Origin of the sequence: Methanolobus halotolerans (assembly GCF_004745425.1) — an archaeon.
Classification (GTDB): domain Archaea; phylum Halobacteriota; class Methanosarcinia; order Methanosarcinales; family Methanosarcinaceae; genus Methanolobus; species Methanolobus halotolerans.
Genome location: NZ_PGGK01000012.1, coordinates 37099 through 63422 on the forward strand (window position 1 = coordinate 37099; position 26324 = coordinate 63422).

General features: G+C 45.6%; 25 protein-coding genes. 16 read left to right on the forward strand and 9 right to left on the reverse strand.

Annotated elements, in window-relative coordinates; translation table 11 throughout:
* The first annotated feature begins 6 nt into the window (after positions 1 to 6).
* The 4 genes from CUN85_RS10310 (at position 7) to CUN85_RS10325 (ending at position 6838) form a co-directional block, all read left to right on the forward strand.
* Complete coding sequence (locus tag CUN85_RS10310; RefSeq protein ID WP_135390242.1) at positions 7 to 1917, forward strand: threonine--tRNA ligase; 1911 nt, start codon at positions 7 to 9, stop codon at positions 1915 to 1917.
* Positions 1918 to 1938: 21 nt separating this feature from the next.
* Positions 1939 to 2241: an acylphosphatase gene (locus CUN85_RS10315; RefSeq protein ID WP_135390243.1), complete on the forward strand. Its 303-nt coding sequence runs from the start codon at positions 1939 to 1941 to the stop codon at positions 2239 to 2241.
* Positions 2242 to 2345: 104 nt separating this feature from the next.
* Positions 2346 to 3515 (forward strand): tRNA uracil 4-sulfurtransferase ThiI, encoded by a 1170-nt coding sequence (gene thiI / locus CUN85_RS10320; RefSeq protein WP_135390244.1) that lies wholly within the window; start codon positions 2346 to 2348, stop codon positions 3513 to 3515.
* A 461-nt stretch (positions 3516 to 3976) separates the two neighbouring features.
* Positions 3977 to 6838, forward strand: coding sequence for a FlaD/FlaE family flagellar protein (locus tag CUN85_RS10325; RefSeq protein ID WP_135390245.1), 2862 nt, complete (start codon positions 3977 to 3979; stop codon positions 6836 to 6838).
* 121 nt (positions 6839 to 6959) lie between these two features.
* On the opposite strand, the gene CUN85_RS10330 is transcribed toward CUN85_RS10325, so the two are convergent.
* The 3 genes from CUN85_RS10330 to CUN85_RS10340 all read right to left on the reverse strand — a co-directional run bounded on the left by CUN85_RS10330 (position 6960) and on the right by CUN85_RS10340 (position 8380).
* A complete protein-coding gene (locus tag CUN85_RS10330; RefSeq protein ID WP_135390246.1) occupies positions 6960 to 7538 on the reverse strand; it encodes a hypothetical protein in 579 nt (192 codons plus the stop codon).
* A 120-nt stretch (positions 7539 to 7658) separates the two neighbouring features.
* Positions 7659 to 8147, reverse strand: a complete 489-nt coding sequence (locus CUN85_RS10335; protein ID WP_135390247.1) for a type IV pilin — start codon at positions 8145 to 8147, stop codon at positions 7659 to 7661.
* A 26-nt stretch (positions 8148 to 8173) separates the two neighbouring features.
* Positions 8174 to 8380 carry a DUF5371 family protein gene (locus tag CUN85_RS10340; RefSeq protein WP_023844559.1) on the reverse strand — a complete coding sequence of 69 codons (207 nt, stop codon included), beginning with the start codon at positions 8378 to 8380 and terminating at the stop codon, positions 8174 to 8176.
* 430 nt (positions 8381 to 8810) lie between these two features.
* Here CUN85_RS10340 and CUN85_RS10345 point away from each other — a divergent pair, with 430 nt between their 5' ends.
* Genes CUN85_RS10345 through CUN85_RS10355 form a run of 3 tightly spaced genes read left to right on the forward strand, consistent with a single transcriptional unit; the run spans position 8811 to position 11047 of the window.
* Positions 8811 to 9089, forward strand: coding sequence for an ACT domain-containing protein (locus tag CUN85_RS10345; protein ID WP_135390248.1), 279 nt, complete (start codon positions 8811 to 8813; stop codon positions 9087 to 9089).
* The gene (locus CUN85_RS10350) at positions 9055 to 10464 is read left to right on the forward strand and encodes a PFL family protein (RefSeq protein WP_394346224.1); all 1410 of its coding nucleotides are present in this window, start codon (positions 9055 to 9057) and stop codon (positions 10462 to 10464) included. Before CUN85_RS10345 ends, CUN85_RS10350 begins: the two co-directional genes overlap by 35 nt.
* Before the next feature lie 58 nt (positions 10465 to 10522).
* Positions 10523 to 11047 (forward strand): shikimate kinase, encoded by a 525-nt coding sequence (locus tag CUN85_RS10355; RefSeq protein WP_135390249.1) that lies wholly within the window; start codon positions 10523 to 10525, stop codon positions 11045 to 11047.
* Between the two features lie 34 nt (positions 11048 to 11081).
* Here CUN85_RS10355 and CUN85_RS10360 read toward each other — a convergent pair whose 3' ends face one another.
* The 5 genes from CUN85_RS10360 to CUN85_RS10380 form a co-directional block, all read right to left on the reverse strand.
* Complete coding sequence (locus CUN85_RS10360) at positions 11082 to 11939, reverse strand: class I SAM-dependent methyltransferase (protein WP_135390250.1); 858 nt, start codon at positions 11937 to 11939, stop codon at positions 11082 to 11084.
* A 36-nt stretch (positions 11940 to 11975) separates the two neighbouring features.
* A complete protein-coding gene (locus CUN85_RS10365) occupies positions 11976 to 12737 on the reverse strand; it encodes an ABC transporter ATP-binding protein (RefSeq protein ID WP_135390251.1) in 762 nt (253 codons plus the stop codon).
* Positions 12734 to 13804 carry a FecCD family ABC transporter permease gene (locus tag CUN85_RS10370; RefSeq protein WP_135390252.1) on the reverse strand — a complete coding sequence of 357 codons (1071 nt, stop codon included), beginning with the start codon at positions 13802 to 13804 and terminating at the stop codon, positions 12734 to 12736. Before CUN85_RS10370 ends, CUN85_RS10365 begins: the two co-directional genes overlap by 4 nt.
* A gap of 51 nt (positions 13805 to 13855) precedes the next feature.
* Complete coding sequence (locus tag CUN85_RS10375; protein WP_135390253.1) at positions 13856 to 15016, reverse strand: iron ABC transporter substrate-binding protein; 1161 nt, start codon at positions 15014 to 15016, stop codon at positions 13856 to 13858.
* A 297-nt stretch (positions 15017 to 15313) separates the two neighbouring features.
* Entirely contained in the window at positions 15314 to 15952 is a 639-nt protein-coding gene (locus CUN85_RS10380) for an FmdE family protein (protein WP_135390254.1), read from the reverse strand.
* Positions 15953 to 16436: 484 nt separating this feature from the next.
* Between CUN85_RS10380 and purC the strand changes: the two genes are divergently transcribed.
* Both purC and CUN85_RS10390 read left to right on the forward strand, forming a co-directional pair.
* Positions 16437 to 17204, forward strand: a complete 768-nt coding sequence (gene purC, locus CUN85_RS10385) for a phosphoribosylaminoimidazolesuccinocarboxamide synthase (protein WP_167848857.1) — start codon at positions 16437 to 16439, stop codon at positions 17202 to 17204.
* Between the two features lie 37 nt (positions 17205 to 17241).
* Positions 17242 to 17532, forward strand: coding sequence for a sugar-specific transcriptional regulator TrmB (locus CUN85_RS10390; protein WP_135390256.1), 291 nt, complete (start codon positions 17242 to 17244; stop codon positions 17530 to 17532).
* 51 nt (positions 17533 to 17583) lie between these two features.
* Here the strand turns inward: CUN85_RS10390 and purE are convergent, their stop codons facing one another.
* A complete protein-coding gene (gene purE, locus CUN85_RS10395; protein ID WP_135390257.1) occupies positions 17584 to 18063 on the reverse strand; it encodes a 5-(carboxyamino)imidazole ribonucleotide mutase in 480 nt (159 codons plus the stop codon).
* 313 nt (positions 18064 to 18376) lie between these two features.
* Here purE and ppcA point away from each other — a divergent pair, with 313 nt between their 5' ends.
* The 7 genes from ppcA (at position 18377) to CUN85_RS10425 (ending at position 26251) form a co-directional block, all read left to right on the forward strand.
* The gene (gene ppcA / locus CUN85_RS10400; protein WP_235856292.1) at positions 18377 to 19825 is read left to right on the forward strand and encodes a phosphoenolpyruvate carboxylase; all 1449 of its coding nucleotides are present in this window, start codon (positions 18377 to 18379) and stop codon (positions 19823 to 19825) included.
* Positions 19822 to 20925 carry a glutamine-hydrolyzing carbamoyl-phosphate synthase small subunit gene (carA, locus tag CUN85_RS10405; protein ID WP_328591266.1) on the forward strand — a complete coding sequence of 368 codons (1104 nt, stop codon included), beginning with the start codon at positions 19822 to 19824 and terminating at the stop codon, positions 20923 to 20925. The genes ppcA and carA overlap by 4 nt, the downstream gene beginning before the upstream one ends.
* On the forward strand, positions 20925 to 23066 hold the full coding sequence (gene carB, locus CUN85_RS10410; RefSeq protein ID WP_205804427.1) for a carbamoyl-phosphate synthase large subunit: 2142 nt from the start codon (positions 20925 to 20927) through the stop codon (positions 23064 to 23066). The genes carA and carB overlap by 1 nt, the downstream gene beginning before the upstream one ends.
* A 50-nt stretch (positions 23067 to 23116) precedes the next feature.
* Entirely contained in the window at positions 23117 to 24037 is a 921-nt protein-coding gene (locus CUN85_RS13185) for an ATP-binding protein (protein WP_235856294.1), read from the forward strand.
* Between the two features lie 112 nt (positions 24038 to 24149).
* Positions 24150 to 25229, forward strand: a complete 1080-nt coding sequence (locus CUN85_RS10415) for a formate--phosphoribosylaminoimidazolecarboxamide ligase (RefSeq protein WP_135390258.1) — start codon at positions 24150 to 24152, stop codon at positions 25227 to 25229.
* An 85-nt stretch (positions 25230 to 25314) separates the two neighbouring features.
* Positions 25315 to 25539: a hypothetical protein gene (locus CUN85_RS10420; RefSeq protein WP_135390259.1), complete on the forward strand. Its 225-nt coding sequence runs from the start codon at positions 25315 to 25317 to the stop codon at positions 25537 to 25539.
* A 166-nt stretch (positions 25540 to 25705) separates the two neighbouring features.
* On the forward strand, positions 25706 to 26251 hold the full coding sequence (locus CUN85_RS10425; protein WP_135390260.1) for a pyruvate ferredoxin oxidoreductase subunit gamma: 546 nt from the start codon (positions 25706 to 25708) through the stop codon (positions 26249 to 26251).
* The last annotated feature ends 73 nt before the right edge of the window (positions 26252 to 26324 follow it).

Below are 26324 nucleotides of genomic sequence, written 5' to 3' on the forward strand. Positions count from 1 at the left end.
GAACTCATGCAACTACTGTTAATTCATTCCGATTACATTGAATACGAAGTCAAAAAAAGTACTCCGGTTGCTGAAAAGATCGAAGAGTCATTCCGGTCCGGCAGGCTTGATGAGGCTCTTACAGCTTTTATTGCAGTCGAGAAGGTCGATGAATCCGGTGTGGACGAGGTCATAAATAAGGCTCTCACAGAGATCAGGAATGTGGCAGGGCAGGTAAAGGCAGAGAACATTATGCTTTATCCGTATGCACATCTGAGTTCTGATCTCTCTTCTCCGAAAATAGCTGTTTCTGTCCTGAAAGGTATCGAAAAGGAACTCTCCGGTGAGTTCAATGTCAAAAGGGCACCTTTTGGATGGTACAAGGCTTTCAGGATCAGCTGCAAAGGTCACCCGCTATCAGAACTTTCCCGTTCCATTGTACCTGAAGGAGGACCTGTGAGCTGCGGAGAGGCCATAGCCGTTACAGACGAAAAAGAAGAAGTAGTCTCCGAGGCACTCAAAGCCGAAAGCACGGCCAAGTCCTACTGGCACATACTTACTCCCGATGGTGAGCTCCATAGTATTGATGATTTCGATTTCAAAGGGCATGAGAACCTGCAAAAGTTCGTCAACTATGAGATATCAAAGCAAAGAGCTGTGGAAAGGGCTCCTCCTCACGTGGAACTCATGCGCAGGCTTGAGATAGCTGACTATGAGCCCGGCTCTGATTCTGGTAATATGCGCTATTATCCCAAGGGCAGGCTGATAAAATCGCTACTGGAAAACTTTGTTTTGGAAGAATCCTACAAGGTGGGGGCCATGGAGGTCGAAACTCCGCTGATGTATGATATGGAGCATCCCACACTGAAAAAGTATCTTGACAGGTTCCCGGCGCGCCAGTATTCCATTGAATCCGATAAAAGGCACATGTTCCTCAGGTTTGCCGCCTGCTTTGGTCAGTTCCTGATGAACCACGATATGACCATCTCCTACAAGAATCTGCCAATGAAGATGATCGAGATGACCAGGTACAGCTTCCGCAAGGAGCAGCGCGGAGAGCTGGTAGGCCTCAGGCGCCTGCGTGCATTCACAATGCCGGATATGCACAGTCTCTGCACCGATATGGAGCAGGCGGTGGCACAGTTTGACGCCCAGTACAATATGTGTATCGGAGTACTTGATAAGGTGGGCATAAAGGTGGACGACTTTGAGGTAGCGGTAAGGTTTACCAGGGAATTCTATGAAGATAACAGGGACTTCATAACAAACCTTGCAAAAACCGTTGAAAAACCTGTACTTGTGGAGATGTGGGATACGAGATTCTTTTATTTCGTCCTCAAATTCGAGTTCAATTTTGTAGATGCCCTTGCAAAGGCAAGTGCCCTCTCAACTGTCCAGATAGATGTCGAGAATGCAGAGAGGTATGATATCAATTACATCGATACCGACGGAACTGCAAAGAAACCCGTAATACTTCACTGTTCCCCAAGCGGGGCGATCGAACGTTGTATATACGGCCTGCTCGAGAAAGAGGCTATGAATTCTGAAAACGGTGGAGTTCCAATGCTACCTCTCTGGCTGTCCCCCACTCAGGTAAGGATAATTCCGATCTCCGAGAAGCACATGGACTTTGCATTACAGGTGGCAGAAAAGCTTGACTATCGTGTTGACATTGATGACCGCGAGGACACAGTCGGCAAGAAGGTCCGTGAGGCAGGGCGTGAATGGGTGCCTTATGTAGTCGTTGTCGGCGATAAGGAAGTCGAGACCGGCAATATCACTGTGACCGTCAGGTCGGAGTCCGAACCCAATAAACCAAAGAAGGTTCAAATGACGCTTGAAGAGCTTAATGCCAGGATCGGCTCGGAGGTCCGGGGGATGCCATACAAGGGATTACCCCTTGCACAGCTCCTGTCCGCAAGGCCAAGGTTCTTATAATCCACAGGCAAATTAACCTGTATGCAGGATGTAAATACAAATGCAGAGGCACATGTCTCTGCAACAGTTCTTGTTTCCGGAAGGGTGCAGGGAGTCTATTTCCGTAAGTTCACCCGGGATAATGCTACTGATCTCGGACTTATGGGCTTTGTAGAGAACCTCCCGGACGGCAGGGTCAAAGTAGTTGCAGAGGGCAGGCGTGCTGACATTGAAAAGCTGATCAGCTTGCTGGAAAAGGGTCCTTCCCGCGCAGTTGTGGAAAATGTGGATGTCAGCTGGTCTTCCGGTTCAGGAGAATTTGCAGACTTCAGCATACGCAAATGAAATGTCGGGGTACTCTGGTTATTTGGGATGCCTGTCTTTGAGCACAGCCGGGAGGGAAATCCCGGTTGGATATATTTAAGTAAATTTTCCGGAATGGTAAACTGATGTTCGATATAATCATTGTGAGGTATGGCGAACTGGCACTAAAGAGCACGGGTGTCAGGAACTGGTATGAAAAGATATTGATGAGCAATATCGAAGCGATGCTCAGGCAGAACGGAGTGTCTTATTCGGGAATAGGTCGTGAATGGGGCAGGGTATTCATCCATACTTCCGACAGAAATGCAGCCAAAGCAGCTGCGGATGTTTTCGGAGTGGTTTCCGCCTCTCCGGCACAAACGACAGATCCGACGATCGGATCCGCAGCAAAGATGTGTGCAAGTGTGGCAGATGGTCTTCTCCGCAACGGCGAATCCTTTGCAATAAGGGCAAAACGTACGGGTAATCATGATTTCTCATCCCGTGATCTTGCAATAGGGTGCGGGAATGCCGTATGGGAAATGCTTGAATCAAAAGGTATGGAACCTTCAGTGGACCTGACAGATCCTGACAGGGAAATATTTGTGGAAATGCGCCAGACACATGCCTATGTTTTCACGGAGATCGTGCAGGGTGTGGGCGGCTTGCCTATAGGCACCCAGGGCAAGATGGTATCCCTTATATCCGGTGGTATTGATTCACCAGTATCTACATGGCTTTTGATGAAGCGGGGTGTGGAGATAATTCCGGTGTACTGCAATAACGAACCTTTCAACGATGAGCGTGCAAGACAGAGGACAATGGAATGCATAACCCAGCTTCGGAAATGGTGTCCGGGACATCCTTTCAAGGTGTATGAGGTTCCAAACGGTCTCAATCTCAGAGCCTTTATAGATAAATGCGAGCGAGGAAAAACCTGTGTACTGTGCAAGCGTACGATGTACAGGATAGCATTCGAGATAATGAAGACAGAAGATGCCTCCGGCATTATCACAGGTTCATCTCTGGGTCAGGTTGCTTCCCAGACCGCAGCGAACATGTATGCCGAGATATATGGGATCTGCGCTCCGATCTATCATCCACTCATCGGTCTTGACAAGAATGAGATAATTGATATTGCAAGAAGGATAGGCACCTATGACATCTCCATAACACCGGCAGGCAGCTGCATGGCTGTTCCCGATCACCCGGAGGTCAAAGCAAGGTTTGCCTCCCTGCCACTTGAAGAGGAAAAGGTGGATATTGATACGATGGTCAAATACTCGATAGCTAATGCCCGTATATCAAAAGTATGACTATCTGCCGGGAATTCTGCTGGCATTAATCCCTCTCTCTCTTTTTCTTGGATATCTTTGTTCAATTACCTGTACTACCTGGTTCTTTGAAAACATTAATGACACAGTTAAAATAATTGATGAGCATTATAAATTAAGTCTCCTCATAGCATCATCATACTCTGCGTTTTATGAAGTCATGGAGAAGCTTTATATATCATGCTTTCTAATGCACATTTAGGCGCACAAACTCACAACAAATGAAGTTTAGCACAAATTTCATCCTTTATCTCTCGTCCATTCCCTCAATTATTCCCGTGCGCCTAATCTCTTTTTGTATTCCTGATAATGTCGTCCTGAGCATTTTAATCTCTGGCCGTTCTCTGACAAACTTGGATCTGCTGTCGATAGCAAATTTTATATAAAAATGCTGTATATAATTATCTTGTACAAAGCATCTTTTCCTGTTGCAGTTGATTTCTATGAGCGAGTTTCCCTGGGAAGTAAAAAAAGATTCCAGTAAGGAGTCATCAAATAAGGACGGATCCGGTTCTGGTAAACCCGCCTTTGCGCAAAATACGGGTACAGGGCCATCTATTCCTGATATACTTGCCAATGCATTTGCCGAAACTCCTATGGAGGAGGTCAAGCTGGGATCTCCGCCTTCTCCGGAGTTATCTGATAGGCAAAGTAAGCAGCCGGAACCACCCGGTTTTGGAGATATCGCTGATATTACAGAACTCGTATCCAACGGAGCTCAAGCTCCTTCTGCAACACCGCAACAATCAGTGAATGAACTGCCTCCTTTTATGCAGGCCGGCAACGCTGCAGAGGTGCCAGTCAGTAATGAGGAAAGTTCCTCTTCTGATACTTTTAAAATAGGTGATATCGCTTTTAAGCCGCCTGTAGCAGGAAATGCCTCCGGGGAAACTCCTGCAGCCCCGAAGAAAGTAACAAAGAGATCTCCACCGCCACTTTTCAAACCTGTGCTTCCCGGTGATGAGGGTAGAGGATCCGATGTGGTCAACTCGGCGGAGCAGGTATCTGGAGCCGGTCATGATAATATCTTTGCCGATGGGCATGCTTTTGCACCGCAACCTCCTGTTTCCGGAAATGATAACCCACCTGCTGATCCTTTCCCTGATCAGCCTGCTATCACTGATAAGCCCCGGCAGGACATGTTCACTTCTTCTGGTAATTCCCCGAAGAGTGAGCCAAATGCCGGTAAAACTCTATCAGAAACGGTCCTCTCCTCTGCAGACCCCTTTAAGCAGGCATCATCCCAGCAAAATCCGTTTTCAGCTCCTGGATCTAACTTTGACGGTCCTTTGCTTGATTATGTGGACCCCTCTCCTAATCCGTTCTCTGCTCCCTCTTCCATTTCACCGGATATCGGGCCGGCTTCTACTCCTCCGGACGATAATCCATTTTCAGCTTCTTCCGGCCCTTCTGAAGGTATAACACCTGACTATCCGGGGAATTCCGCTAATCCTTTTAACGCTCATGCTCCATCTCCTCCGAATACGCCCCCGGAATCTGCTCCCGGGTCCGAAGATCCCTTTTCCGGTCTTACACAACAATCTGCCAGTCCTTTTCCAGAGTTCATTCCACCTGGTATGAATCCGTTTCCGGAACAGGTGCAATCGTCCGGAAAGCAGATGTATTCTTCCGGCTTGCTTGGTTCGATAGGCGCTTCGATAGATGTTGATAAGCTCCTCAGGAACTTTGACGGGGTCGGTGGGAAAGTAAGATCGCTGTTCAGTGATCTGACAAGAGGAAAGAGCCTTATTGAAAGGATGGAGGAATTAAATGACAGTGAAGCTACGGCCGCCGGGCAAAATGGCTCTTCTCCGCTCGATGGGACTGCTTCTATGAATACGCCGTTCCCTGCACCGCAATCCCCTGAACAGGATCCGGTCTTTTCGCCCTCTGGTGGAATAAATGCAGGTCCGGAAGGTCCTGGTACGGGTGGACATGCTGAAGGGTCCCCGTTTGCCGGGACAATGGGGCAGCCTGTTTCCGGAGATATCCGAAAGGTCACGCCTGTATCGGAACCCCTGATGGAGATAAAAGAAGAACACCGGATAGACTTCTCTGACCGGGCCCCGGCTGAAAATGAGAATGTTACAACTCCTGGTCATGCGGATGGTATCTCAAAGACGATCCCTGTGGGGAATCCGGAAAAAGGAACCGGTTCCGATTCACTGGCAGGTGCTTTGCCTGTGAATGAAGGGGATGATTTCCGGAACATAGCTGAAGGCATGGAAGATCTGTCTTCCGGGGAAGGTTCGGTTCATGCAGGAACTTCTTTGGATAATGAACCTGCCCGGACGGAACAAATCTCGGCCGAGGTCCTGGGTCTAAGGACAGAACTTGAAGGAATGCTCTCCCGTTTTGAGGGTGTCGAGGGTAATGTATCCAACCTGTCTGAGACTGTATCCGGTTTTGGTCCGCTCCTGTCATCTGGCAGGGAGAACGAGGAGCTTCTGGCCGGCACTGCAACAAAGGTTGGATCCCTTGACGGGAAAGTGGATATTCTTGAAGATAAGGTGTCCGGCCTTGAGAGTTCACTGGCAGGCGTGCAGTCCGATAATAAGGATATCAGGTCGAGCCTGGCAAGGATCGAAGAGAACATCGGGGAGCTTGTAAGTTCCTACACTGCCCTGCTGGTGCAGGTGCACGAATCTTCCCAGGAGAATGATTCAAGGTTCTCACAAATTGAAAGTGCACTGGATGTACTTGAGCCACTTGAGGCTCGCTTCTGTGCAATCGAGAATGTCCAGGATGAGGCAAGGTCCACGTCCATGGAACTTGCACGGTCGGTCAGCTCCCTGGTGGATGAAATCGGGACAACGTCTTCAGGTCTTAACAATCTTAAGGAGAGCTGTGAAATAAGGCAGGACAAACTCGAGGAAAACCTCGGTTCTGTTACCGAGTATCTGGATTCCGAACTCACAAAGGTCGGTGCACGCAGTTATAAAGGATTTGGCAATAATGTGCATCTTTCCAATATAACGAAAAATTCAACCAATATGAAACTCTGCATGGAATGGCTTGAATTCCTGATGGGCCTTGTAGGCAGGAACAATCTCCCTGACATATTGTCCTACTACGAGGAACTCAGCTGGATCACCGAGCAGGTCAGGTCGGAGTTGCTGCACTATGCTGAAGGCATTGATTTCTACATGGAAAAACCGGACTGGAAACTCACTCCCGATGACCATGTCAAGTCGATCTGGTTCATTGAGAGCCTTGCAGGGATGAAGGTTGACAAGAACAGGCTTTCTGTCATTGACCGTGACATCGAGAAGGTCAAGAAAGGCACCGAGATATACGGTATTTAAGTTTGCTTAAAAAAAGATCTCTTTTTCAGATGACTATAAAAAATAAATGTTTGTGAACCATCCGGGTTCACAAATAACTGGCTTTTCTTTTTTACCAGTCTTGTTGTTCACAAAACTTATTTTATGCTGTTTCTGCTACGTAGTTTTCGGTGGTCTGGTGGGTTTTCCCTGACAGTTCCAGGGTCGCGTTTGCCAGCATTATCTGGCTGAGAGGTGCTGTTATGAGCAAGCCTATCAGCAGTGCGATTGCACCGATCACGTTGAGTACTGCTATTATCACGTAAAGTATCAGGCTTTCCACCGGGTTCTCCTTCACGATCTCAAATGTCTCCTTGACGGCATCGACACCACTGTATCCTTTGATAACAAGCAGGGGCAGACCGAAGATGAAAACGATACCTACTATGGTGCTCAGGATCGAGTGTATCTGCCCGGCTATTCCCAGAACGACCAGGTATATCAGCATATATATCCAGCTTCGGATAAAGTTGCCATTCCTGAAACCCTCGAACACATCGTTGATCTCGACTGGCTCTTTCCTTGCTCCCTTCACGGCCATGTATGTAAAGCCATACGCAAGGGGAGCTATCGTCACTATCAATATTGAACCGACAAAAGCGATCAATGCAGCGACTGCATAAGTAACAATATTGTCTTTCTGGAAATCCCAGGAATTTTTCAATAAACCTTCATAATCCATTATAAACCACATCCTTAAATTGGTTATATAAGTGCTCACATGGAAAGTATATATACTTTTTGAATTTTTAAAGCAAAAAAAGAAGAAAAAATGACGCACGATGCGCCATTAAGTTTGTGTTTAGAACCTTACGTTCATGTCAGCAATCATCTGCTGGCTTGCGGTGTCAACAACTTTGACGTTGACCGTTGAGCCTGAAGTTGCGACATCTTTGAGTTCAGTGGCAGCTACAGCTTCTACGTTATTCTTTGTACCTAGTGTAAGAGTTGCATTGTTGCTATCGTTGTATAAATACACTGTCTTACCTGCAGCAAATTCGTAATCTGTAGCTAATGCTGAAGACTCGACAGTGGTTCCGTCAACTACTATTCTCGAATTGCTGAAATAGAAGTTGTCTCCGCCCTGATGTTCCAGTTTGATTGTCTTGTTGTCTATTGTTTCAGCGCTCGCTCTCAAGCTAGCCTGTGGTGCCTGTTCTGGTGGTCCCATGCCGAATACGAATGCTGCAATAACTGCAGCAAGGATGACAGTGATTGCGACCATCAGGATTACGCCGATGACCGGTGATACTGCATCCTCTTCCTTTAGGAATTGGTTTGCTTTACTCATGTTCTGTTCCTCTCTCATTCAAAAGTCTACACTTTTCTTTGCTTTTTTTTCTGGACTACTTTTTCAAGCTTCTTTGTCCACATTTTATCATCGAGGTCGGTATATTCGCACTCGAGATAATGTTGCACTGCCATACTCAGAGCTTCTTTTGTAGACGACTCATTGCATTTCTTCTTGAGGGCCGCCAGTTCATCCTCTGTGAGTACGGTTTGTGCATGTACGATTTTTACCATTGTTTCGCCTGAGTGTTCGACTTTGAATCATTTGATGAGCACTGTTGCTCAATCATCATCATCATTATAATAATAATGTAATTTCTATAAATAGTTTTTTGCTAATGATGAATGAGCTTTATGCCTCTATATGGATATGGAGTTTATTTTATATTAATCTTATTATATTCACAGAGAACTAAATCTTGCTTATAATCCTATGATCTGCTTTGCTCATCAAAGCTGCCACTCTGTATTTAAGTTGTATTTCCATTTATATTTATATTTAGAGTAGATATCTTGCTCTTTCTTTGTTTATCCATGTTTTTATCGGAGTTACTCCTTAGAGCCTGTTATACGAAGATATCTCTATCATGGCAAAATCAGAAATACAACTTGACATATTATACATGCAAGTAATCTCATTGTTTGTAACTAAGAAGGAAATATCATGGTTCCCAGTCGTTTTATAATCACAGTCATTGGTGCCGATAAGGTTGGTATCGTCGCAGGCGTTACCAGGGTGATGGCAGATTTCTCTGCCAACATTGTGGACATCAGCCAGACCATCATGGAAGACCTGTTCACGATGATCATGCTCGCGGAAGTAAAAGAGGACAACTTCGATCTTGCGGCGTTCCAGAAGACCATGTCTGAAAAAGGTCATGAGCTCGGCGTCGAAGTAAGAGTGCAGCATGAAGACACTTTCCGTTTCATGCACAGGATATAACGGAGGGCTACCTGTGTTTATTCATCTGGAAGAGATCGTTGAGACCATCAAGATGGTGACCAACGAGAATCTTGATATCAGGACCGTGACCATGGGGATCAGCCTGCGTGACTGCAGCAACCCTGACATAGACATCCTGAACGAGAATATCTACAACAAGATAACCACATACGCACGCGATCTCGTGAAAACCACGGACGAGGTAGAGAACCTGTACGGCATACCCATAATCAACAAAAGGATCTCAGTGACTCCCATCGCAGTCGTTGCCGAAAGCTGTGATGTGCCTGATCTGACCTCCGTGGCCATGACACTGGACAGGGCTGCCGAGGATGTGGGAATAGATTTCATAGGAGGTTTCAGTGCCCTGGTACAGAAAGGTATGACGCCTGGTGATATGAGACTTATACAATCGATACCCAAATCACTCTCGAGCACAAAAAAGGTCTGCTCCTCTGTCAATGTTGCAACAACCAAAGCCGGGATAAATATGGATGCTGTGGCACTCATGGGCAGGATAGTCAAAGAAACAGCAGAGATGACCCGGGACCAGGGCGGCATCGGCTGTGCAAAACTCGTAGTCTTTGCAAACGCCCCGGATGACAACCCCTTCATGGCAGGAGCATTCCATGGCATCGGCGAGCCTGAATGTACTATCAATGTGGGTGTGAGCGGTCCCGGAGTTGTGAACTCAGCAGTAAGGGCGCTGGAGGATCCCTCACTTGGCGACATATCCGAGTGCATCAAGAAGACAGCGTTCAAGATAACCCGCATGGGAGAGGTCATCGGAAAAGAGGTTGCAAAACGTCTGGATGCGAATTTCGGCGTACTTGACCTGTCCCTTGCCCCGACACCTGCCATAGGTGACAGCGTAGCTTCAATACTTGAGGCAATGGGCCTGGAGAGCTGCGGCACACACGGCACCACTGCTGCACTGGCCCTCTTGAACGACGCTGTCAAAAAAGGCGGAGCTATGGCATCTTCTTCAGTCGGCGGCCTGAGCGGGGCCTTCATCCCTGTAAGCGAGGACGAGGGTATGATCAGGGCGGTTAGGAGGGGTTCGCTCAGTCTGGATAAGCTGGAGGCTATGACCAGCGTATGCTCTGTAGGTCTGGATATGATCGCAGTTCCGGGTGACACGCCTGCATCAACCATATCAGCCATCATTGCAGATGAGATGGCAATTGGTATGGTAAATAAGAAAACAACTGCCGTGCGTATCATCCCTGCTCCTGGGAAGGTCGTAGGGGACACACTGGAGTTCGGAGGCTTGCTGGGCACAGCACCTGTAATGGCCGTTAATGGTTTCAGTTCGGAGAAGTTCATTGGCAGGGGTGGAAGGATACCCGCACCGATACATGCATTGACAAACTGAGAAAATTATGCCCGAAACTATGTCAGGACAAGGTAATATGAAACTGGAGGAATGAACAATGATCATAACTCTCATAGGTATGCCGGGTGCAGGCAAGAGTTCCGTAGGTAAAGCACTTGCCAGGCATCTGGATTACTGCTTCATTGACACTGACACCCTGATCCGGGAGCATTCGGGAAAAGCACTTCAGAAGCTCATAGACGAAAAGGGGGACTTTGCTTTAATAGAAGTGGAAGAGGAATGTATCCTCTCTCTTGAGCTGCAGGACAATTGTATTATCTCCACGGGCGGCAGTGTGATCTATTCTGAAAAGGCCATGTACTTCCTGCAGGGCCGGTCGTGTATAATCTTTCTGGATGTGCCGTTCGGCATAATCAAGAACCGATTGTCCAACATCGACACACGGGGAGTCGTCGGTTTAAAGAGTAAAGGACTGTATCAGCTTTATAAAGAGAGGTCCCGTATCTATGCGGATTTTGCTGATATCAGGATCAGGGTCAAAGGAAAGAACAAGATCCGGGATGTTATGGAGAAAATAGTGGCACGTACATCTGTTGAGCCCTGCATGTCAGACGATATTTGATCTCACTTAAATTTGCTTTTTGCATGCAAACCTGTTAATTCTTTTTTTTCTCGCTGTTTGTTTTCCACCATATCTTCACTCTGGTTGACCTGGAATGATATTTGAAGTTCCCGTTCTCTCTTTCAAGCTTATGCTCCAGATAATCCGACAGTGTTTTCCTCTGCATGTTAGTAGCCAGTGAAAAATGGCTTGACAGGTTGTTCACGGCCTCGTCTATTGTCGGATAATTTTCCGTATGTTCCAGTTTAAAAGTCTGCATGTCAGGATAGATGCCCATATTGTAAAGTACATTATAGAGCACATCACACTTCGGATTGGGGAAATACTCCGATCCATGTAGCTCGGGCCATATCTCCCGGGAGAAGCTGTCCCATGTGGTATCGCCTGCGAACCAATAAAGATATATGTATCCGCAGGACACTGCTTGCATGTCTTCGATAGCCTTGCGGATGTCGGGCATTCCTAGGGAAAATGATGCGATAATGACATCGTACGGACCATCGAGATCTTTTTCAGTGTCGATATCTTCCCACCTTTTTCTGATAACGGTGATATTATCGCTCCCCTGCTCTTCAATGTTCTCCTGTAGTACCTCGACCATACCGGAGGATGGCTCCACAGCAGTCACATAGCTGACCTTTTCTGAGATGGGTATTGCAAGTGACCCCGGACCTGCACCAATATCAAGCACTTTTGAATCTGGTGTGATACTCAGGGATGCGATGGTTATTCTTGCCCTTTTCTGTCCGTCCTTCTGTGACATCTCCCAGAACCTTTTTGCATTCTCCTTATCTTCCCATATAGAGGCGCATTCTTTTTTGTTTCCGCTCTCGAGATGTTTTCGCATCTGCTCTGCCCAAACATCGTTCCAGTCTATATCCTGCGCATTCATCTTCAGTTCCTTCCCGGTTTTTATGTTTTTTTTCAGTTAGGCTGTGTGGGTGGGGATAACAACTGCAACGTCCATGTAATTCTGTATCGTTACCGGGACGCCATAAACCTCCTGTATGATCTGCGGTGTTATATCTGCCATGGTGCCGGCTGCGAAGATGGTGCCGTTCTTCAGGAAGAGGAATTTATCAGAGTATCTGAGGGCAAGGTTTAGGTCATGCATGGTCATGATCGCGGACACGTTTTCCTTTCTGACGACCTCACGGACGGTGTCCAGTATCTCCAGCTGGTTTCTGAGGTCGAGACTGCTGGTAGGCTCATCCAGCAGAAGCAGTTTCGGGTTCTGTGCGATCGCACGTGCGATACCCACTTTCTGAAGCTCGCCTCCGCTGAGTTCGTCAATGTACCTCAGAGCCATGTCCTCCAGATGCAGTTTTTTGATCGTTGCTTCCACAAGCATAACATCCTCGGGGGTTATGTTCCATTTCATGTGGGGCATCCTGCCAAGCAGGACCGCATCAAAGGCTGTCAATCTGGCAGGCTCGCAGCGCTGAGGCACGTATCCCATACGCCTTGCGACCTCTATCTGTTCGAGTTTGAGCACATCCTCTTTATCTACAAGTATGGTGCCGCTTTTGGGTTTGAGGATGGCGTTCATACATTTGAGGAGTGTTGTCTTTCCCACACCGTTTGGTCCGAGTATTGATAATATCTCGTTCTTCTCCAGGTGGAACCTGATATCCTTCAATACTTCCTTACTTTTATACTGGAATTCTATTCCGTTCACTTCTAATATCATATTCGTTTCCCCCTGAGTATAAGGTAAATAAATGTAGGTGCACCTAAAAACGATGTGAGAACAGCAACCGGTAACTGGTAAGGCTGCATCAGCACCCGGGCAGCTGTGTCTGCAGAAAGCAGAAGCAGTGAACCTATGACAATACTTCCTGTTATCAGGAAACGGTGGTCGTCACCTATGATTCTGCGCGCCATGTGCGGGCATATCAGTCCCACAAACCCTATCACTCCCAAAAATGCTACTATGATGGCAGTAACAAAGGATGCGCACATCATGCCCCAGAGCCTTACCTTCTCAACATTGACTCCAAGACCTTTTGCAGTTTCATCACCTGCATCGATTGCGTTATACTTCCAGCGGTTTAATGTGAAGTAGATGATGGAAGCCGCTACTATTACAGTAATAAGTATCAGCTCATCCCAGCTCGCTCTGGATGTGTCTCCAAAGGTCCAGAACACCATGGACGCCAGCTGCACATCATCAGCAAAGTACTGCAGGAACATGGTACCGGCTGTGAACAGTGAACCCATTGCCACTCCTACAAGTATCATCACCTCGGGACTTGTTCCTCTTATCCTCGAAAATGCCAGGATGACCAGTGTGACCAGCATGGCAAAAACGAATGCTGCTATGGTGGTTACATAAGGGCTGTTTATGGTCACTGCATCGCCTAGCTGGCTGCTGGTGCTGCCTGCTCCCAGTATGATGACCGAGAACGCTGCCCCGAAGGCTGCAGCATTGGAGATGCCGAGTGTGAAAGGGGAGCCCAGGGGATTGCGCAGTATGGATTGCATGACCACGCCGGCAACTGCCAGGCCTGCACCGGCAACAATTGCTGTAAGGACCTGAGGCAGCCGCACATTCCATATGATGCTGTCCAGTGTTACGGATACGCTCTGTCCTGCAAGGGTCCTGATGACATCTGCCGGGGGGATATCCGCGGATCCTGTGGAGATGGACAGCACTGTTATTACAAGCAGAAGCGCTATGCCGGCAAGTATCAATGTTAGCTTTCTGCCGGTATGTTCCCTGTACCTGCGGGCGATCTCTCCTTTTTCACTGTTCATTCTCTGTAACCTTCTGATCTGATATCCGGAAAAAGATCCTCTGTGGTCCTCTCAGACATCCATCTTTGTAAAAGCAGGGACTGAGAAGGTATTGATCATTTCCTCGTACACCTGCCGGCCCGCTTCCTCATCACCCCTGCCGACCAGGAACGTATAGATATCGATGGTCTTGTCTTCCAGGTCTACATCCCCGAACCTTTCAGGATGAAGTATCTTACCTGCAAAATAGGCGTTAGCAAGCACCGAACCATGGTTCTGGTTGTACCAGTTGTAGGGCAGTACCCCATATACTTCTCCATTCTTCACTGCTGTGAGCTTCCTGTAGGATGCATCATTCTGCAGCTGGTACAGAGCACTTGACTTGTCTTCGGACTGTGTTGTCGAAAGATCAACAAATATTATCTCCGGGTCCCATCCGAGTATGCTCTCTTTGGAAACCTCAGCAGTGCTCAGGTCCTTTGGATCATGTGCCACATTCCTTGCATTGGTGAAAAGGAAAGGAGGGTAGGTCGGCTCTGTTGACCGGAATCCGTGAGGTCCTGAGCGGGCTATGCCACCTACGTAACATGTTATCTTATCTTCATCCGGAACATCCATGGTACGTTCATTAAGATCTGCAATGGTTGTCTCAAAGAAGGAAACGACCTCTTCGGCACGGTTCTCTTTACCTATGACCTGACCCATTATGCGGAGTGCCTGGTACATGTCATCCCTGTTGTTGACCATGTCTCCATAGTTGAGAGCTACCACTGGGATGCCTGTCTTTTTCTGCAGTTCGGCAGGGTCATATCCCGAAGCTGAGTACATCTTGAAGATCACCTGTGGCCTGGGGTCGAGTGTCAGTATCTTTTCCGGGTTATCGTTGCCCCTGAATTCTCCGAAAACGGAGTACTGTTTGAACCCGGGGTTTGCAATTGCATAGGGCCTGGGGTCGTATTTATCTTCCCTGGTCTCGATGCTGTCCACAGCAACGATCCTGTCCTGTGCTTCCAGATAAGTGAGGTATCTAAGGGCTCCTGAGCCGGAACATATGACATATTCAGGTGAAACCGGTACTTCCACGGTTCTGCCAAGGGCATCTGTGATCGTAATTGTGTCAGCAGCTGTGTCTGTTGTCTGCCTGGTTGAAGTCCCTCCCATGCAGCCTGCAACGAGTATTGAGGCAACTAATAGTATGAAGGGGATTGTCACTTTCTTTTTGTCCAGCTCCATGCGTACTTCTCCGGTTTCTGAAATGTATGTGTAACTGTGTACGCATGGTATTAATATATTACTGTTTTGTAACACTAGATAGGATGATTTGTAACATTTATCTTAAAAAAACATGTCCGGAATGAAGCTATATGTTAATATTGAACGCTGATCTGGTGCTTCGATCCTATTGCGCCTGGCCGGCGTGTGGAACTTATGAATAGTATACGCTCAAAGCAGCCGGAAATTGTAAGTAAGGATCAGGAATTAAAAGAGCCGGGAATCATCTCAGCTCTCTTCAGGCGGGAATGTATCTCTTTACCATCCTCTGGAGTATTCTTCATAACACGGGATACAGATATATTCTCCGTCCTGTACTCTGGCACGTGATTCTGCCATCATTTCCCCACATTTTGCACATTTGACAGAGTTGAATATCCTTGCCTTCTTCGGAATGTCCACATCAACGAACTTTAGATCAAACATTTCCCGGACAGGCGTTTCTCTCATGGTCCGGGATATTCCATCCATACGTTGCCTGAACTCCTTTGTTTCTTCTTCTGTTGCCGTACCTGACATCACCTTGGGACGCAGGCTGCTGACCTTCGGGTCGATAGCATCGATATTGAAACTTGCCTTGAGTGCGATCCTGACGGCTTTGTTGCTATCCCTGCATATGAATGTGAATACCTGTTTTGCATGGTCGCGATAGATAAGGTTACCTTTGCCGATGGTGCATCCGGTGAGAACCTGCACTGCATCCACTCCGCATGCATCATTCTCTACGATTGTGACGAGTTCCTCGTCGACATCTCTATCGGTTTCCAGTTCCTCGATTCCTGCTTTCGCAGCTATGTAGCCTATAGTGAGTCCGGGGCAGACATGGCCATGGAATTTTGCGGCTTCTTCAAAGGTGGGTATTTGTGTTTTCTTGGTTTCTGTTGGGCATTCGGGCATTATTATCACAGGGATTTAAAGCAGGTATTACTTTTAATATTTTTCGTGTGATTTATTTTTACGTATGTAGTGAGAAGTCTGATAAATTCCTTTAATTCAAAAATATATTCCTGTTAAAAAGCACTCTTAAGGATTATTTCAATGAATATGTTTAAAATGCCTGCATTCAGTTAATTAGGCAAGCAGCAAAATTCGCCAGATATGAATGAATTAAGACTTACCCATTTTAAATATGTCTGTATACAAACTTCTTTGGTGGACTCGGCGGGTCTATTCTCCAAAAGTTGATAGTTACCATAAAAATATTATTGATACCTTGGGTAATAATTGTGCCTGCTGGGTTTGGGCTATAGATACTGATTTCAGCAGGATTTCTACAGAGCCGGAAAGTATAGTACTTTTCTGAGGGGCTTGAAAAGGATTAGATTCAGGTATATTAAAACATATGACAAGTTATTTAAACAAGAGGTGCAATCTATGGCATATGCAGAAAGAGAATCTCAAGTATGTCTCTTCAGGAAAGGCTAAGGACATCTATGAAAACTCAAGCGGGAACCTCGTTTTTGAATTTACTGACAGGGTAACTGCTTTTGATGGCAAGAAGAAATCGGAATACGATGAAAAAGGAGAAATTACGTGCAAAATAGCGGAATACTGGTTTAAGATAATGGAAGAAAATGGTATTCCTACGCACTACATTGAATGCCCTACACCAACAAGCATGCTCGTCAAACGTCTGGACATAGTGCCTGTCGAGGTCATCTGGCGAAATTACGTTGCAGGCTCTCTTTTGCGCAGATATTTGGCAGGCGACATTACACTTCCCCAAGGCGTGGGAACAGAAGAAGGTTCGCCAATACCCGGCGGAATGATAGAGTTCACCACTAAGTTCGAAGCCGTGGACCGACCAGTAGACACAGACGAAATACTGTCCAATGGCTGGTTAAGTGAAAAGGAAATAGAATATATAACAGACCTTACAAAAAGAATAAATAATATAATGAGCCAGGAACTGGCTTCCAGTGGTATAATACTGGCAGATTTCAAGGTAGAATATGGTAGAACTCCTGATGGTGAAATAATCCTTGCTGATGAAGTGGGTACCCCGGATGGATGTCGTTTCTGGAAAGGGGATGATTTTGAGAAAGGGGTTATAACGAGTCTTGACAAAGATGTGTTTAGAAAAAGCATCGGAAACCTTACCGTTGCTTACAGGGAACTTTTCAGCAAGTTACAGAGAACCAATATCTGAAACATAATACCAGACAACCATATTTGAGGAGATCCTTATGGAGAATCTGAATGGTAATTCTTTAGAAGAACTGCTTATATGGGTCATAAGTGTCGATCGACGTCTGGTACTACTGGAGGCCATGAAAGATCATACTATCATCAAGGCCTCCGATATCGCCCATGAAACAAAGAGATCGACACAGAATATAAGTCGTGCTTTGAAAGAGTTCGAGGATAAGGATATGATAAAATGTCTTACTCCTGAAAAAGCAACCTGGAAAAAATATGTTTTAACGAGCACGGGAAAAGAAATATTGAAGAAGATGGAAAATGAATATTATGATTGATATTCATCTTTTCCTTAACATACTTTGAGTTACTACTGATTGCACCTGAATCTATTCGAACAGGCTGAGTGCATCCTTCTCTACTTTATCTACAAGTTCTTTTCTATGTTCCGCCAGTTTTGCTTCCAGTTTCTTATCAGTGACTGCCATTATCTGAGCAGCGAGAATGCCTGCATTGTCGCCCCTGCCGATGCCCACACATGCAACCGGGATACCCGGAGGCATCTGAACGATTGAGAGCAGAGAATCATTTCCATCAAGCTCGGCATTCACAGGAACTCCGATAACCGGCTTTGTTGTGTGTGCTGCCACCACACCGGGAAGATGTGCTGCGAGCCCTGCCACAGCTATGAAGGCCTTGACATCGTTCTTATGAGCTTCTTCGATAATCTCAATTACCCTGCCGGGCGTTCTGTGTGCTGATGCAACTGTAATTGCATAATCGATTCCGAATTTATCGAAAATACCTATCGTTTTTTTTGCTATATCCCTGTCTGATTTGCTTCCTAGTATTACCACTACATCAGTCATCGGCTCACCTTTTAATTCCATAATATGGAAGTATATGCAAATATATGATGGCATATTTAAACATATGCATATTCCTGTAATCTTGGACGCTCTTATTTGTCATAAACTCCTCTCTAGACTCATATGTTGCAATAATTTTAAATAATTTGTCATAATTACTCATAGCAGGTGTGATTCAAATATGAGATCAAAGATTGAATTTCCAAAAGTTATGTGCACACAGCACCCGGATTCAGTGTCAAAGTACATCTCTACCCAGGAGGAGATCACATAAGCCATTGAAGCTGTCACACGATATGGCTGTGATGAATACATGCCTGACTACGAAGGAAAGACCACACCATATCATCAAAATGTCCAGATCGTATCAAAGCTCATTGAGGAAACCGGATCCATTCCTGGCCGGGATGTATTCATCACCCCCAGAGCGCCAAGTGCAGTTCACGAAAACAGGTTCAGACAGCTTATGGTTATGATGTCTGTTGCTGAAGCCAACTACAACGCCTGTGAATATTCAGACATTCAGGCAATTTCTGAGGTGGTACATCCCATGACAAGTACTATCAAAGAGATCACAGAGGCGCAGCAACATATGATAGACGTAAGTCAATTAGCCAAAAAGGAATTCAATTTCGAAATGGAGCCTCCGCGTATAATACCTTTGATCGAAGATGCACCTGGCCTCCTGAATGCAAAGGACATTATTTACAACACGATACTCGGCTGCCAGGAACAGTTCAATGATACATTTGAAAGGTACAGGGTATTTATCGGAAAATCCGACTCTGCACTCACATTTGGCCATGTTGCAAGTACTCTCTCATGTAAATATGCCATAAGTACCCTGCATGAATTAGAGACAGGAATGGATACAAAGATAGGTATCATATTCGGAGGGGGTGCCCTTCCCTTCAGGGGACATGTGACCCTTAAGAATGCCGAGAAATTTTTCGAAGAATACCGTGGGATAGACACTCTGACACTCCAGTCCGGCTTGAGATACGACCATGAAAAAGGAGATGCAGAGAGTTTAGTGAAACTGGCTAAAAACAAACTCTCAGCACATCCTAATGAGTTCTCAGATGATGAAAAAGAAGAGCTCATCAACATTATAGCAATATTCGGTGCCCGGTACAACAGAGCAATGAAAAGTGTAGCACCGGTTGTGAACAGTATATCGGATCTTCTTCCCCAGCAGCGTGATCGTCTGACACGTGGCGGAAAGACCGGATATTCGAGGGATGCACCTGATATAGCACAGATATCCTGTCTTTGCCGCAGTGATATCAAAAAGGAACTTGAAGCTTGCATGCCTTCAAAGGATCTTGACCTACCACGGGCTATCAAGTTCACAGGTGCATTTTATTCGATAGGCCTGCCTCCCGAGATAATCGGAACAGGATGTGCTATAGCGGATGTAAAGGAAAAGATGGGCGAAAACGCTTGTGAGCGATTACTGACAAAATATTTCCCTTCTCTGCGGTCAGATCTAAAGTTTGCCTTTGATTACCTGGATATGAGCACGGCATCTAAATTCCTGCCAAAGGATTTCATGGAATCTGTTTCTCAGGATGTTGAAATACTGAGGGAGATATTCGATTTGGAAAACACATGCAACCCTTCCTATGAGATCCTGCTTGAGATGATGCCGGCAGGGGTTCTATTGGCAGACAACGGTGCCTGTGATACGGATCAGGAACTGTTGCAGCTCGCACAGTCAACGCTTTTAAAAATGGGAAAAATTCGAAAGTCACTGGGATGATCATGAAAAGAGCAATGTTGGTACTCGAAGACGGCACTACGATATATGGAAGAGGTTTCGGGGCAGTAGGTGAAACCTACGGGGAACTGGTGTTCAATACAAGTATGACTGGCTATGTGGAGTCACTTACAGATCCCTCTTATACCGGACAGATACTCATGTCGACATATCCGCTGGTCGGAAATTACGGAGTATGCAATGAGGACTACGAGTCAGACAGCATAAAGGCAAGTGGTTTTGTTGTGAAAGAGCTCTGCAAGACCCCAAGTAACTGGAGGTCGCAGATGGACCTTGACACATTCATGGAACAGAACGGTGTCCCGGGAATAGAAGGAGTGGATACCAGAGAATTGACGAAAAGGATTCGTGAACATGGCACATTGAAATGCAGGATAGCTGTGTACGGAAATGAAGAGCCTGACATAGACTCTCTGATACAGAGAACGATCGCACAACCCGGGATCTCAGAGTGCGAGGTCGTAGACCGGGTGTCCACCAGGACATACAAAAGGGTCTATGACGGACAGGGTCCTGAGATTGTGGTCATTGACTGTGGGATAAAGAACAGCATAATCGAACAGCTCAAGGCTAGGAATGCAGGCGTGTTACTTGTTCCATTCAATTCCACTTCCGGTGAAATACTGAATGCCGGACCTGATGCTGTCCTGATATCGAACGGACCAGGGGATCCATCTACATTGAAGCATACTATAGCCACCGCGAGAGAACTGGTAGGGAGAGTACCATTGTTCGGGATATGTCTTGGACATCAGATTATCTCTCTTGCATTGGGTGCAAAGACATACAAGTTAAAGTTCGGACATCGTGGTGCCAATCATCCAGTGATCGACTGTGAGACCGGTCGGGTATTCATTACATCCCAGAACCATGGGTTTGCTGTGGACAAAGACTCTCTTGAGGGGACAGGACTTGAGATCACGATGTTAAATCCAAATGACTGGACCGTAGAAGGTATCAGGCACAGAGAGCTCAATATCCATTCGATCCAGTTCCATCCGGAAGCCGGACCTGGTCCGCATGATACACACAACTTGTTCGACAATATGATGACAATAATAAACAGGAGTGTTAGCAGGTAATGCCAAAGAGAGATGATTTGAAAAAGATAATGATAATCGGTGCTGGTCCAATTGTCATAGGTCAGGCATGTGAGTTCGATTATTCAGGAAGCCAGGCATGTAAGGCTCTCAAAGAAGAAGGATACGAAGTGGTCCTTGTAAACTCCAATCCTGCTACGATCATGACAGATCCTGAACTTTCCGACCGTACCTATATTGAACCACTAACTTCAGATATACTTGAGAAGATCATAGAAAAAGAGAGGCCATGTGCAATACTGCCGACCCTTGGAGGACAGACGGCCCTCAACCTTGTCTCAGAACTCGCAGAATCCGGTATACTTGAAAGCTATGATGTCGAACTTATCGGGGCGAATCTAGAGGCGATCGAAAAGGCAGAGGACAGACTCAAATTCAAGGAAGCTCTGCAAAAGATAGGAGTTGCTGTCCCAAGAAGTGCAATTGCTTCAAGTGTCAAAAGTGCAATTTTGATTGCAGAAGAAATTGGTTATCCTGTAATCATCAGGCCTGCATATACTCTGGGAGGTGCAGGTGGTGGGATTGCATATAGTCTGGAAGAATTGAAAAACATTGTAGAGCTTGGGATAAATTACAGCAGAATCAATCAGGTACTTATTGAAGAATCGGTTTTGGGTTGGAAGGAGTATGAACTGGAAGTAATGCGGGATAGTGCCGATAATGTGGTCATAATATGCAGCATTGAGAATATGGACCCAATGGGGGTACATACAGGCGATAGCATAACTGTAGCACCAGTCCAGACCCTTTCGGACCGTGAATATCAGTCTTTGCGGGACGCCTCACTGAAGATAATAAGGGAGATTGGTGTAGATACCGGTGGTTCCAATATCCAGTTTGCAGTGAACCCGACTGACGGAAGGTTTGTAGCTATTGAAATGAATCCAAGGGTTTCGCGCTCTTCTGCTCTGGCATCGAAAGCTACTGGGTTCCCGATTGCAAAGATAGCTGCAAAACTGGCTGTGGGGCTGACACTGCCCGAGATACCAAATGATATTACCAGAGAGACACCTGCATCTTTTGAACCTACCATCGATTATGTCGTTGTAAAGATACCTAAGTTTGCGTTTGAAAAGTTCCCTGGTTCTGATGAGATACTGACAACTCAGATGAAATCCGTGGGCGAAGTGATGGCAATTGGAAGAACATTTGAAGAGGCTCTTCAAAAAGCTGTCAGATCCCTTGAGAACAATACATATGGACTCTTTGTTGACAAGTTTGAAAAATTCTCATTGGAAGAGATCGAGACATATCTGTCTGTCCCTAACAGTGAGCGTCTTTTCTGTATCGCGTCTGCCGTAAGGAAGGGCATGGAAGTAAGTCAGATCACTAAGATCACGGGAATCGACCTCTGGTTTATACATAAGATCAATAATATTGTAGAAATGGAAAAGAAGATTTCTGCATATACCATGCATAACCTGCCTGCACAACTCCTGGAAGATGCAAAGACAATGGGTTTTTCTGATATACGTATCGGACAACTGACAGGATCAGGGGAGAAGGATATCAGAAAGTTAAGGCAGGAGCTGGAAATCATACCATCGTATAAGATGGTAGATACATGTGCTGCCGAATTCGATGCCAAAACCCCCTATATGTACTCGACATATGAGGAATGTGATGATGATGAACCATCCCGAAACAAATCAAAAATTGCAATAATCGGAAGCGGACCAAACCGTATAGGGCAGGGGATAGAGTTCGACTACTGTTGCGTTCATGCCTGTTATGCTTTGCGTGAACTTGGCATTGAAACTGTGATGATAAACTGTAATCCTGAGACAGTCAGTACGGATTATGATACCTCTGATAGACTGTATTTCGAACCTCTCACACTGGAAGATATCCTGAATGTGCTGGAAAGGGAGCGGGTTGCAGGAGTGATCATCCAGTTTGGCGGGCAAACACCTTTGAACCTTGCAAAGGGTCTTGAAGACAACGGGATTCCCATAATTGGTACGTCATTGAACAGTATTGATATAACGGAGGACAGGGAAAAGTTCAGTCTCATAACAGGTAAACTGAATATACCTACCCCGTCACACGGAATGGCCTCGTCTGTTGAGAGGGCGGTGCAGGTTGCTGGGATAGTTATTTCAGTGCTTCTGATAGCGGACTGATACTCATAGACAGATATCTGGAGAATGCTATTGAGATAGATGTAGATGCGATCAGTGATGGAAAGGACATGTATATCGCCGGGATTATGGAACATATTGAAGAAGCAGGTATCCATTCAGGAGATTCAGCCTGTGTCATTCCTCCTCAATCCCTGTCCGATGGAGTGGTCAAGAAGATTAAGCGATACACTCGTGATCTTTCACTTGAATTAAAGGTAAAGGGACTTATAAATATACAATATGTTGTCTGCAATGATGATGTGTACATCCTTGAAGCGAATCCAAGGGCCAGCCGTACAGTTCCTTTTGTGAGTAAAGTGACAGGTCTGGCCATCGCAAAGATAGCTACCAAGGTAATGACAGGGGCGAATCTCGAAGACTTTGATCTTATTGAAAAAGAAATAGGCCATGTGGCTGTAAAAGAGTCTGTATTCCCATTCATAAAGCTCAAAGGCTCAGATAGCCTTCTCGGACCGGAAATGAAAAGCACAGGTGAGGTCATGGGAGTCGATAGCTCCTTTGAGACAGCATACTATAAAGCGCAGTTAGCAGCAAACTCCCCGCTTCCAGCTGAAGGAACCATATTCGTTTCAGTCGAAGATGATGAGATAGTAAATATCATCTCGGAGATTGAAAACTTACAAAGACTGCGATTCAGGATAGTAACTGATTCCAGAGTCAACCGAATGCTGGAGGAATATGGATTACACACTGACCTTATTTCAAAGAATAACAATGATGATTTACATCTTATCTTAAAATTGATGTCCTCAGATGTTGATCTGATAATTAATACAATCAAAAATCAAAATGCAGGATCTGATAATACTATCATACGCCTGGTTGCAATTGATTTCAATATTCCGTACATAACAACGGTATCCGGGTTCAAAACAGCAGTCCGGTCAATAGTTAAAACGGACAGACAGGTTCTAGGCATAAAATCACTGCAAGAATTAGAGGTTAAATGATCCGAATCCGAAAACTACAGAAACAAGGATTATAACTGGAAAGATGATTTCAAAGGTCTTAGATATATACAACGAATCTGCCAAAAATCAAAAAAGAGCCTTTGGAGAAAGCATGACAAGTAATATTAATACAAGCTGTACTCACAGAATACTTAAAGAATATGACCAGGAAGACCTTACAATTGCTACTGTATGTTCCCATACGAGCCTACAGATATTCCATGGGGCAAAAAAGGAAGGGCTGAAGACACTTGGTATATGCATAGGAAAACCACCACGGTTTTATGATGCATTTCCTCTTGCAAAACCAGACTGTTTCATGTCAGTCAATTCTTACAAAGAGATTCTTGAGCGAACAGATGAACTGGCAAAGAAAAATGTGATTATAATCCCGCATGGATCTTTTGTGGAATATCTGGGTGCGTCAAAGTTTGCAAATATTAGGCTTCCAACTTTTGGTAATCGCAAAGTACTTGAATGGGAATCAGACAGACGAATGGAACGCAAATGGCTTGAAGAGGCAGGTGTGCCTATGCCACGTAAGATCCAGAGACCTGAAGATATCAAGGGTCCTGTGATGGTTAAATATCATGGGGCTAAAGGTGGAAAAGGTTTTTTCGTTGCTAAAAATATCTCGGATTTCAATGCGAGAATCGACTCTAAAGAGATTTATGATCTGCAGGAGTTTGTTCTTGGGACCAGGTACTATCTGCATTACTTCTATTCTCCGCTTTCCACTGACGGTTACAGATTGAGTCAGGGTAAACTTGAACTGACAGGAATGGACAGGCGGGTGGAATCGAATGCCGATGAGATTTTTAGATTAGGGTCTCCCACAGAGTTAGAGAAAGCAGGAATTCAACCCACATTTGTGGTCACAGGAAACGTTCCTCTTGTGTTAAGGGAGTCACTGCTCCCCAAGGTATTTGAAATGGGAGAGAAAGTTGTCGAAAAGTCCATAGAACTCTTTGGAGGGCTTATCGGCTCATTCTGTCTTGAAACTGTTCTCACCGATGAGCTTGAATTCAGAGTTTTTGAGATATCTGCCAGAATAGTTGCCGGTACGAATCCGTACATCAACGGTTCACCATATTCCGAGCTTATCCAGCCAGAGTTGTCCACAGGTCGCAGGATAGCGATTGAGATCAAAAAGGCACGGGATATGGGATGTCTTGAGAAGGTGCTTACGTGAAATCAATTATGTTCAAGAACACACCTGACACAACGGTGATTAAAACTAAATTATCATACCAGATATTTGACTTAAGGTGAGCATATTGAAACTTGAGAAAAAACAAAGGATCCTCAGAAATCAGAAGTACCGCAATATCCGTTCTAGGAACAGGAAGATCAACAGGATCAATCTGTTGATACTTGCTGCAGGATTGTTGTTATTGTTCCTTGGACAATATCAGGTTGCATCCATTCTTATATGGACAGGGGTTGCAATAAGCCTGTATACAATACTAGCAAGTATCCTGGCACGTCGCTCCAAAATGTAACAAGATTTATGATCAGATAATTGGTGGATTGTCCATTGAAAAGAGAAACAAGACTTTGTTATAATCTATTGGTCATGTCCAAAACATCAGATGTAAGCTTATGATATTGAATCATGAAATTAGCAAATGACAATCAATAATAATTATCTTTAAAGGAGAATTTTAGATGAAAGAAATAAGAATACACGGTCGTGGCGGACAGGGTTCGGTCACTGCTGCCGAATTGCTGGCTGTTGCTGCTTTTGCAGACAACAAGTTCAGCCAGGCCTTCCCTGCTTTTGGAGTGGAAAGAAGGGGGGCGCCAGTCCAGGCTTTTACCAGAATAAGTGATGCTCCGATAAGACTTAGAAGCCAGGTCTACAAACCGGACTATGTAATCGTCCAGGACCCTACACTGCTTGAGGTAGTTGATGTTGCAAGTGGCCTCAAGGATGACGGGATACTAATTATAAACAGTGATTTCGATCCTGAGACATTCAAAATTGATACAAAAGCCAGGGTCATGACAGTGAACGCCACCAAGATCGCACTCGATATTATCGGAAGGCCGATCGTCAATACGATACTGCTCGGTGCTTTCGCCGGCGCCACCGGTGACATCAGACCTGAGTCCATCATGGAAGCGGTTAAAGAAAGGTTCCCCGGCAAGGTCGGAGAGAGGAACGCAGAAGCTATAATGGAAGCATATAAAATGATGAGGGGTCAGCAATGAAGATAGTTCCCGGAGCTGTTTGTGAGGCAGGTACCAGCCGTGTCAACAAGACCGGCGGATGGAGAACCTTCAA